This is a genomic window from Clostridium sp. BL-8 (assembly GCF_002006495.1).
GTDB lineage: Bacteria > Bacillota > Clostridia > Clostridiales > Clostridiaceae > Clostridium.
The window spans coordinates 19,602-28,622 of the sequence record NZ_LZZL01000078.1; the positions used below are offsets into that span (position 1 = coordinate 19,602).

The 9,021-nt window shown below is 30.4% G+C and carries 5 protein-coding genes; 4 read left to right on the forward strand and 1 reads right to left on the reverse strand.

Annotated elements, in window-relative coordinates:
* Nucleotides 1–40: 40 nt before the first annotated feature.
* From CLOBL_RS21415 to CLOBL_RS21430, 4 genes are all read left to right on the forward strand, one after another.
* Entirely contained in the window at nucleotides 41–3,106 is a 3,066-nt protein-coding gene (locus tag CLOBL_RS21415) for a cadherin-like beta sandwich domain-containing protein (RefSeq protein WP_077860883.1), read from the forward strand.
* A gap of 354 nt (nucleotides 3,107–3,460) precedes the next feature.
* Nucleotides 3,461–5,326 carry an NTP transferase domain-containing protein gene (locus CLOBL_RS21420; protein ID WP_077860884.1) on the forward strand — a complete coding sequence of 622 codons (1,866 nt, stop codon included), beginning with the start codon at nucleotides 3,461–3,463 and terminating at the stop codon, nucleotides 5,324–5,326.
* A 1-nt stretch (nucleotide 5,327) separates the two neighbouring features.
* Nucleotides 5,328–6,023, forward strand: a complete 696-nt coding sequence (locus tag CLOBL_RS21425) for a sugar phosphate nucleotidyltransferase (RefSeq protein WP_077860885.1) — start codon at nucleotides 5,328–5,330, stop codon at nucleotides 6,021–6,023.
* 276 nt (nucleotides 6,024–6,299) lie between these two features.
* Nucleotides 6,300–7,277: a DMT family transporter gene (locus CLOBL_RS21430; RefSeq protein WP_077860886.1), complete on the forward strand. Its 978-nt coding sequence runs from the start codon at nucleotides 6,300–6,302 to the stop codon at nucleotides 7,275–7,277.
* A 129-nt stretch (nucleotides 7,278–7,406) separates the two neighbouring features.
* On the opposite strand, the gene CLOBL_RS21435 is transcribed toward CLOBL_RS21430, so the two are convergent.
* Nucleotides 7,407–8,858: an oligosaccharide flippase family protein gene (locus CLOBL_RS21435; protein ID WP_077860887.1), complete on the reverse strand. Its 1,452-nt coding sequence runs from the start codon at nucleotides 8,856–8,858 to the stop codon at nucleotides 7,407–7,409.
* Between the last annotated feature and the right edge of the window lie 163 nt (nucleotides 8,859–9,021).

The window sequence follows — 9,021 nt, forward strand, 5'->3', positions numbered from 1 at the left end:
AGTATGTTATAAATTTTGCAATTTAGGAGGGTGACAATTAATGAAGAAAATGAAAAAAAGGGTAATGGCGCTATTAGTTGTGTTTACAAGTATAATATCATTTTTTCCTGCTGAATTTATTGGGCAAGCAGCTAATGCAGCAACTACAAGTACAGCAACGGCAATACAAGTGAGTGTTGATGGGAGTTCAACGCCAATAACGCCTACAACAGATACCAGTGGAAGTAATCCTGAGACAATTTATGCCGATACTGGTACGACCGGAGCATATGATATAACAGTTCAGGATTTAACTGAGCCTGATCTTGTTAAACAAGTTGAGACAAATAAGGCAACTCAAACAGGTATTATAGCTCAAAGCGTACAAATATTATCTATAAACGATATAAGCTGTACTACAACAGCAGGTCAGGCAGCGTTGGCAGATTTAGGAATAACAATTTCAAGTGCTCCAAACCTTGCATCTTCGACAATACCAAGAATTGGTGAGGCAATAAAGGGGTTACCACTTGGTATTAACAAGATATCATATCAAGTAGTAGTAACAACACAAACAGTTGATTATACAACTACAACTACAACAGATGCAAATGGAAATACTACTATAACAGGAGTAGCGACACCAGAGGCTCCAGTTGTAACAACATATGATGGTGGCACAATAACAATTTGTAGTGGAACGAGTTATACTACAAATAAAATAAAGTCTATGCTTTTTAAAGCTTATACTGGAACTGCTTCATATTTTAATAGTGATGATACTGTTAATGATACTACGGCAAATGAAAATAATGCATTACCATTTTTATATAATACGACAGTAAATGCAGATTCTGGGGTACCATTAAGATATACTTTCGATGTACCTGACTCGACTTCAGCATTGAAATATGTTATGACTTTTGATAGTGGAATAAATTTAAGTAACTCAACAGTTTATAAGAATGGGACAGAACTTACTGAAGGTATAGATTATCAGATTAACGGAAGTGCAATATCTGGTGATTTGGAAAGACTGACAGATTCAGAGTTAATTATGGTTAAGATAAATTCAACAGCAAATAGTTCAACCAGTACTGTAAATATTTCAAAGGTATATGCTATAGAAATTAGATATAATACTGTAGATTCAAATAAAGATTATAGTATGTATAATGCAGGAATAACAAAAGGTGAATATGCAGATGATGATAGTGTAAAAGCATATATAGGTAAAGTATTTAATGTTACGAAGGATTCTACAAATTCTTATAATATATATACAGGTAACGTATATATAAGCCAAAAAGCTGGTACAGTAAGTATAGATCCTACGCTCTATGTGGATAATGGTAAAGCTGCAAGCGATCGGACCATGGCATATACTGTAGAAAATCACTATACTGATTCCAGTGGAGCAAATAAAATTGCACCTTCAATACTTAGTAATGGAAAGCAATACGTTAATTTTGATGCGGGTTCAAATAATATAATATACGTTACTGTCTATAATAATGGAAATGGTGGAAGTTTAACATCATCTTCAGTAATAGTAGCAAGATATATTTTAAATGTTAATATAGATACAAACCAATCTCAATTTAATATGGGATTAGCTTTTGATGGAGATAGTTCTACAGATTCAACTTATTTGACTCAGCCAGGTGTGACTAAGGCAGATAATGGTGAAGTTAGCTTTAATACATCAAGACGTACGTACGATTTATATACTACAGATTCTAATAAAGTCAAAGTGACTTTGTCAGGACAAACTAGTAATAATGAATATTTGAAAATCTGGCTTGCAAAAGGAACACAAAGTAATGCTCTTTATAATGCAACGGTTAGTGAGAGTGGCGATGATTATGATGTTACCTTAGACAGCGGTGCTAAGAAAATGGTAGTTCAGGCTTATTATAATTCCACTACCGGAGCAGCTGCAAGTTATGCAGTAGGGGATACGTATGTATTTTATTTGCCTGAACACTATGATAGCTCAGATACTTCACCTGGGGATGGTGGCAGCAGTTCAGCAGATGCTTCCTTAAGCGATTTGGAAGTTAAGGGGATTACCTTAAAAGACAGCGATGGAAATAGTGGATTTTCAAGTACTGAATATGATTATACAGTGACTGTAGATAAAGGTGCTACAACTGCTAAAATAAGTGCAACAGCCACTGATAGTAATGTTAAATCTATTGTGGCAACTGTTAAAGATACAAATGAATCAGATACTTTAACTTCTGGTGAAGAAAACGAAATAGCGCTGGATACGGATGGTAAAACGACAGTTAATATAGTTGTTACAGCGCAAGATGGAATTACTACGAGAACATATACTCTTATAATTCAGAACAATACAAAAAGTAATAATGCAGATTTAGAAAATGTAATTCTTAACACAGGAGATTATAAATTTGATCCAGCAGAAAGTACGACTACGGTACGTGTAAGTCAAGATACTACTAGTATTACTGTAACTCCAGTGCCTAAGGATTCTAATGCGACAGTTACAGTAAATGGTGATGAAGCAGCAGATGGTCCAGTAACTGTTAATCTAAGAGGATCTCAAAAAACTGAGATTGAGATAGTAGTTACATCGCAGGATGGAACAGAAACTAAAACTTATACTCTAGAAGTATATAGAACAGATTCTACTAGCTGGCAAGGTAGCGGTGATGATTCGTCTTATGATGATCAATATTATGATGAGTATTATAATTGCTGGGTTGATACTACTAAATATGACGAATGGGGAACAGTAAATGGAAAGCCGGTGTATTTTGATAAAAATCATAGACAAGTTAAAGACGCTTGGATAACTACTGGTGGAAAGTATTATTATTTAAATAGTTCAGGATATCGGTCATCAGGCTGGAAAGTTGATAGTGCAACTGGACAATCTTATTATTTAGATCCGACAACTGGAGAAATGAAATTAGGTTGGATTAATTTAAATAATACGTGGTACTACTTAGGGTTAAATGGTGTAATGCATAAAGGCTGGTTATATTTAAATGGAAAATGGTATTACTTTACTCCAAATGGTCAAATGGTAGTAAATCAAACTATGTTTGTGGATGATAAAAATTATACTTTTGGACAAGATGGTACTGTTACAGCTTAAAAAATAGAGGATCAGAATTGATATTATTTTTAATATCAATTCTGTTTTTTTATGAAAAATTTACAATGAAGCAGAAAATCCGTTTCAGTGATTTTTTTAAAGATATTTTCAAAGAAAATATATCGTTTTTATCTTAAATTGTAAATTGTAAACTATACAAGTGTGAATTGATTTTATGGAATGTATTTATTTTCATGTGACTTATTGACATCCATAATTTCAAGGAATATAATAGTTATAGTTCAAAATTCGAACATTGAAGTGTATAGCAGGCATATAAATCAAAGTAACAAGCATCTGATGATGCGTGGCATTATTTTTTTTGATATGCCAAACAAAAGGGGGAGCTAAAATATGTTAGAGGATAGAATAGAGATTTTAAAGACGTTAAATGATAACTTTAATATTAATCAAAGAGAGTTAGCGAAAAGAACCAATATATCTCTAGGTAAGGTTAATGCGGTTTTAAAAGAATTTACAATGGACGGATTTATAGATAGAATAACAAATAACAGGGGAACCTTGTATAAAGTTACTGAAAAAGGAATGAAGTTTCTAGAAGAAAATATTGCATCTGCAAAAAATACTAGATTAAAGCTTCATGAAGCAGAAAGAAAGATTGTGAAACAGGCTGTAATACTTGCAGCAGGTAGAGCAGAAGAGTTTGGAAAGCCTGTAGGAATGCTTGAAATTGAAGACTTTAAGTTAATAGACAGAACCTTAAATATTCTAAAAGAAAATGGGATAACTAAAATTGTTATAGTAACAGGTTATGAAAGTCAACGTTATGAGGAATATTTTAAAAATAGTAAAAACATTGCTTTAGTTAAGAGCGATACATACAAATGGACAGGTACTATGCATTCATTATCTTTAGCAAAAGATTATATTGATGATGACTTTTTACTTATAGAAAATGATTTGATCTTTGAAAAGAGAGCGATTAAGGAATTAGCAGAAAGCCCTAATCATGACTGCATACTTTTTACTAATGAAAGTGGTTCTGGGGATGAAGCTTTTGTTGAAATAAGGGATAATCATTTATTTAAAATGTCAAAAGATATTCATCAATTTAATAGAATTGATGGAGAAATGATAGGGCTTACTAAGATTTCTTATAAATTATATACAATGATGCTTGAAGAATTTAAAGGAAATGTTAATCCGTATTTAAACTATGAATATGTATTATTAGATGTAGCTAGAAATTATAATATAGGATTTGTTAAAATAGATGACCTTGCCTGGGGCGATGCAGATACTGCAAAGGAATATGAAAAAATTAAAAATTATTTATATCCAACAATAAGAAGAAGAGAACTTAGTTATGAAATGAACAGCATAAAAGCTATTGTTCGCGATTCATTAAAGGTTAATGATGAAGATATTACAGAAGTTGTACCAGCTGGTGGTATGACTAATAAAAACTATAGAATCTGTGTTAAAGGTGAAAGATTTATTCTAAGAGTTGCAGGTGCTGGAACGGAGCAGATGATAAATAGAAGTACAGAGATGTTTAACTCTGCAATTGCTTCTGAAAAAGGATATAATGTTGAAGTGCCTTACTTTAATCTTGAAACTGGAGTTAAAATATCAAAGTTTATAGAAAATGCGGAAACTTTGACTCATAGAAGTATTAAAAAAGAAGAAAATTTAAAACAAGTTACAACAATCTTAAGAAATTTACATGAATGTGATGATTTCCATATGGATAATGAATTTAATGTGTTCAGAGAACTTGAAAAATATGAAAATATCTTAAAAAGTGATAATGGAAGTTTCTTTGAAGATTATGATGAAGTAAGATCAGAAGTAATGGCTCTTGAAGAAGAATTAAAGAAATGTGATAGAGTATTTGTACCCTCTCATAATGATTTAGTTTCAGAAAACTTTGTTAAAGATACACAAGGAAGAATTTATTTAATAGACTGGGAGTATAGCGGGATTAATGATGATATGTGGGATTTAGCTGCTTTATCCTTAGAAAATGAATTCTCAGAAGATGATATTGAGTTAATGTTTAGATTATATTTTAATGGAAAAGAAGCAGATAAGAATTCAAGAAGAAGATTATTAATCCATCAAATATGCCAAGATACATTATGGGCAGTATGGACATTAGTAAAAGAAGCTGAAGGTGATGATTTTGGTACTTATGGAATAGATAGATATAATAGAGCAAAAGAATACTTAAAACAGTTAGCTGAACTCGAGGTGTAATATGAGAGCAATTTTAATGGCAGCAGGAATGGGAACTAGATTAAGACCATTAACTGAAAATACTCCAAAGTCTTTAATAGAAGTTAATGGAATGTCTTTACTGGAAAGACAGATAATAAATTTAAAGGAAATTGGAATTGAGGAAATTATAGTATTAACAGGTTATTTACATGAAAAATTTGATCCTATAGTTAAAAAATATAATTTAATCAAAGTAATTAATGATAAGTATGATGTTTATAATAACATCTATACCATGTATTTAGTTAGACAATATTTAAAAGATGCATTTGTTATTGATGCAGATAATTATATTACTAGAAATTTTCTACCAAAGACTAAGCCAAGCACATCAATATATTATTCGGCCTGCAAGGAAAATATAACAGGTGAGTGGATATTAAAATATGATGAGAGTAATAGAATACACAATGTTGAAATAGGAAAAGAAGGAGATAAGCCTGATTTTATAATGTCAGGAGCATCATTTTGGACAGCCAGAGACGGGATGCTTATTTCAGAAAAGGTAGAAGAAACTATAAATAAAGGGGACTTTAGAGATTTATATTGGGATAGTATTGCTGTAGATAACCTCGAGGATATGGATGTATACATTGAAAAAATACAATCAAATGATATCTTTGAGATAGATTCTTTGGAAGATTTAGAATATTTAAAACGAACACTTAAATTATAAATATAAGAAAATTAGATATGATTGCATCATGGGCAATATGTATCTAATTTTTTTATTTTTATATCTTGATATTTAAAATTAAAATTTAGAGAATACTAGCTTATTTTTTTGGTGAACATATTGTCATGAACATTGAACGATGGTAATATAATGTTGTTCACAAAATGAACTTAGAAAATATGAACAAAATTAACTGATGAAATTTAAAAGGAATTAATTAAGTAAAAAAGTAAACATCTAAAAAATTAAGAAATAAATACATAAGGGGGATTTTTAATGGAAAGTAATAAAAAGAATTATAAGATGGGTGTATTAACTGGAATAGGATCAGCAGTAACTTGGGGAATAGATACAGTACTCATGGCAATAGTACTTGCTATGAATCCATTTACTGGTTCAGATAAGGCAGTATTTCTAGCACCAGTAATAACAGCATGTTTTCATGATGCATTTTCAGCAATATGGACATTTATATATCTTGCATTTAAAAAACAATTAGGACCTTTATTTAAAGCAATGAAAACTAAAAGTGCTTTAGTTGTCTCTTTAGCAGCACTTATGGGGGGACCTATAGGGATGACAGGATATGTACTTGCGGTTAAGTATATAGGACCTTCTTATACAGCAATAGTATCATCAATATATCCTGCATTTGGAGCAGTCTTAGCATATTTCATATTAAAAGAAAAAATTACTAAAAAAGGCTGGGTTGGATTAATAGTTGCAGTTGTTGGAATATGTATAGTTGGATATTCACCAAGTGACTCAGGAATTAATATGGTAGGATTTATATGTGCTATGGTTTGTGTAGTAGGCTGGGGAAGTGAATCTGTTATATGCGCAATTGGAATGAAAGATGATGAAGTATCAGCAGAATCTGCATTACAGATAAGACAATTAACATCAGGGGTTGTTTATGCTGCGTTAATAGTTCCGGTTATGGGCGGAATAGGAATTAGCCTTGAGGTATTAAAAACAAATGCACTTTGGGCAGTTATAGCAATCGCGTTATCAGGAACATTATCATATTTATTCTATTATCAATCAATTCATGAAATTGGAGCAACAAAAGCTATGGGATTAAATGTAACATATGTTGTTTTTTCAATTATATTAGACTTATTAATTAATGGAACTCAATTAAGCTTAAAGACAATTATATGCAGCTTGATGGTTATGGGTGGAGTATACTTTGTAGCAAAAGCATCGGAAGAAGAAAGTGAAAAGGTTCTGGAGCTTGCAAAAGTTGAGTAAAGAGGAATAGATAATTAAAGGTGTGGAATAACTCGTTATTCCGCACCTTTTTGAATTCCTGGGAAGTTGTAGGATTTTTTAAGTTAAGAAAGTGAATGAAACCGGGAACTAGAAAGTTCTTAATTTTTTTCACATGCCTAATTTTCTTTTCATCTTATTAACTATTTCAAAAAATAGATCATCTTTCGTCATTAGAAGAATAACCATATAAACAATGCTGCATAAAGCTACAGTTGCAACACATATATATAAGATATTACTAGTAAGGCTTCTTATAAAAATAGTTATTGGAATAAACGCCGATGAATATAAAAGATATTTTAAGTTACTGAAATTAAACAAGCTTATATTTAATTTTATTACTTTTTTAACGAGCATATATTGCATATAAATAACTATTATATTTGCTATAAGAGTTGTACCTATGGCTGTCACGATTGTGAAGTCACCTATGTATATTAATATAAACTTAAATATTAAGTTTATAATTCCACCTATAAATATTAATATTGAATCATCTCTTTCTCTTTGATATAAATAGATGATTTGATTAGATATAATATTTTGTATGCCTAAACTTAACATATACATTGCAAAGACTTTCATTACTGGGATTACAGCTGCATATTCACTTCCACCAAATATTCCTATTACTTCATCTGATAAACAGAATACTCCAATAGATGAAGGGAATAAGATTAGAAAATATATCTTTGAAACTTTTTTAAGAAGCACTAAATACTGTTCTTCTGAGTCATTTCCAAGATAGTTTGATAATCTTGGCATAGTAACAGTAACTAATGTAAGTAATAATGTATTAACTATATTAATAATCCTTTGTGCCATATAATAATAACCCACATCTGTAGTTCCGATACTTGCTTTTATCATAAATTTATCAAACTGTGTATATAATACTCCAACATTAGAAAGTATTACAGCATAAATCATTGGTTTTAAATGTTTTTTAAAGCGTAAATCAGAAAAATCAAATTTTATTTTCTTTTTTATGTAAATGAAGCTCACTATATTATTTAGAAAATTAGTTATTACCACAACATATAGGTAAAACAAATAATTATCCTTACTTCGTACTAAAAATATGATTATAACACAACTAACGATTCGAATTATCATAGTTTTAATAGTAATAAAATCATAGTTTTCTAAGGCCTGATTAACCCATTCTACATAAAAGAGGTTAAACGCTAGATTCAATCCAAGAATTATACATGTGTAAAGATAAGGCTGACCCTTATAAGAAAATGCTACAAATGCCATATACACTATAGTTGATAAAATATTTGTTATTGTTGTTAAAAGAAATAAGCTAGTAAAAGTTTGCTTAAGTTTAACTTTATCATCACGGACTCTGCTTATCTCTCTTAGTCCATATGTATATATACCAAAACTTGCGAATATAGAAAAGTAATTATTTAAGGAATCTCCATATCCCATATATCCATATAATTCAGTTCCTATTGCTCTAGAAACACTTGGAATTACCAATATCGGTAGTATTATATTAAATAAGTTTAATATTGCATTAAATATTGCATTTCTCGAAATTGATTTAGACATATTTCACCTCTATAATTAACTACTATTTAATTGTAGCAGTTAAATTTGAATTACTAAAAATATATATTGCAATAATAATTTTACATTTTAAGAAACAATGTAAGGGTTTAAGGCACATGAAAGAAAATAATAGACCAAAGATGCGACGCATATTTTGCGTCAG

Coding starts and splice junctions, on each gene's coding strand:
- CLOBL_RS21435 (WP_077860887.1), bottom strand. CDS start 8,858: ATGTCTAAATCAATTTCGAGAAATGCAATATTTAATGCAATATTAAAC.
- CLOBL_RS21425 (WP_077860885.1), top strand. CDS start 5,328: ATGAGAGCAATTTTAATGGCAGCAGGAATGGGAACTAGATTAAGACCA.
- CLOBL_RS21420 (WP_077860884.1), top strand. CDS start 3,461: ATGTTAGAGGATAGAATAGAGATTTTAAAGACGTTAAATGATAACTTT.
- CLOBL_RS21415 (WP_077860883.1), top strand. CDS start 41: ATGAAGAAAATGAAAAAAAGGGTAATGGCGCTATTAGTTGTGTTTACA.
- CLOBL_RS21430 (WP_077860886.1), top strand. CDS start 6,300: ATGGAAAGTAATAAAAAGAATTATAAGATGGGTGTATTAACTGGAATA.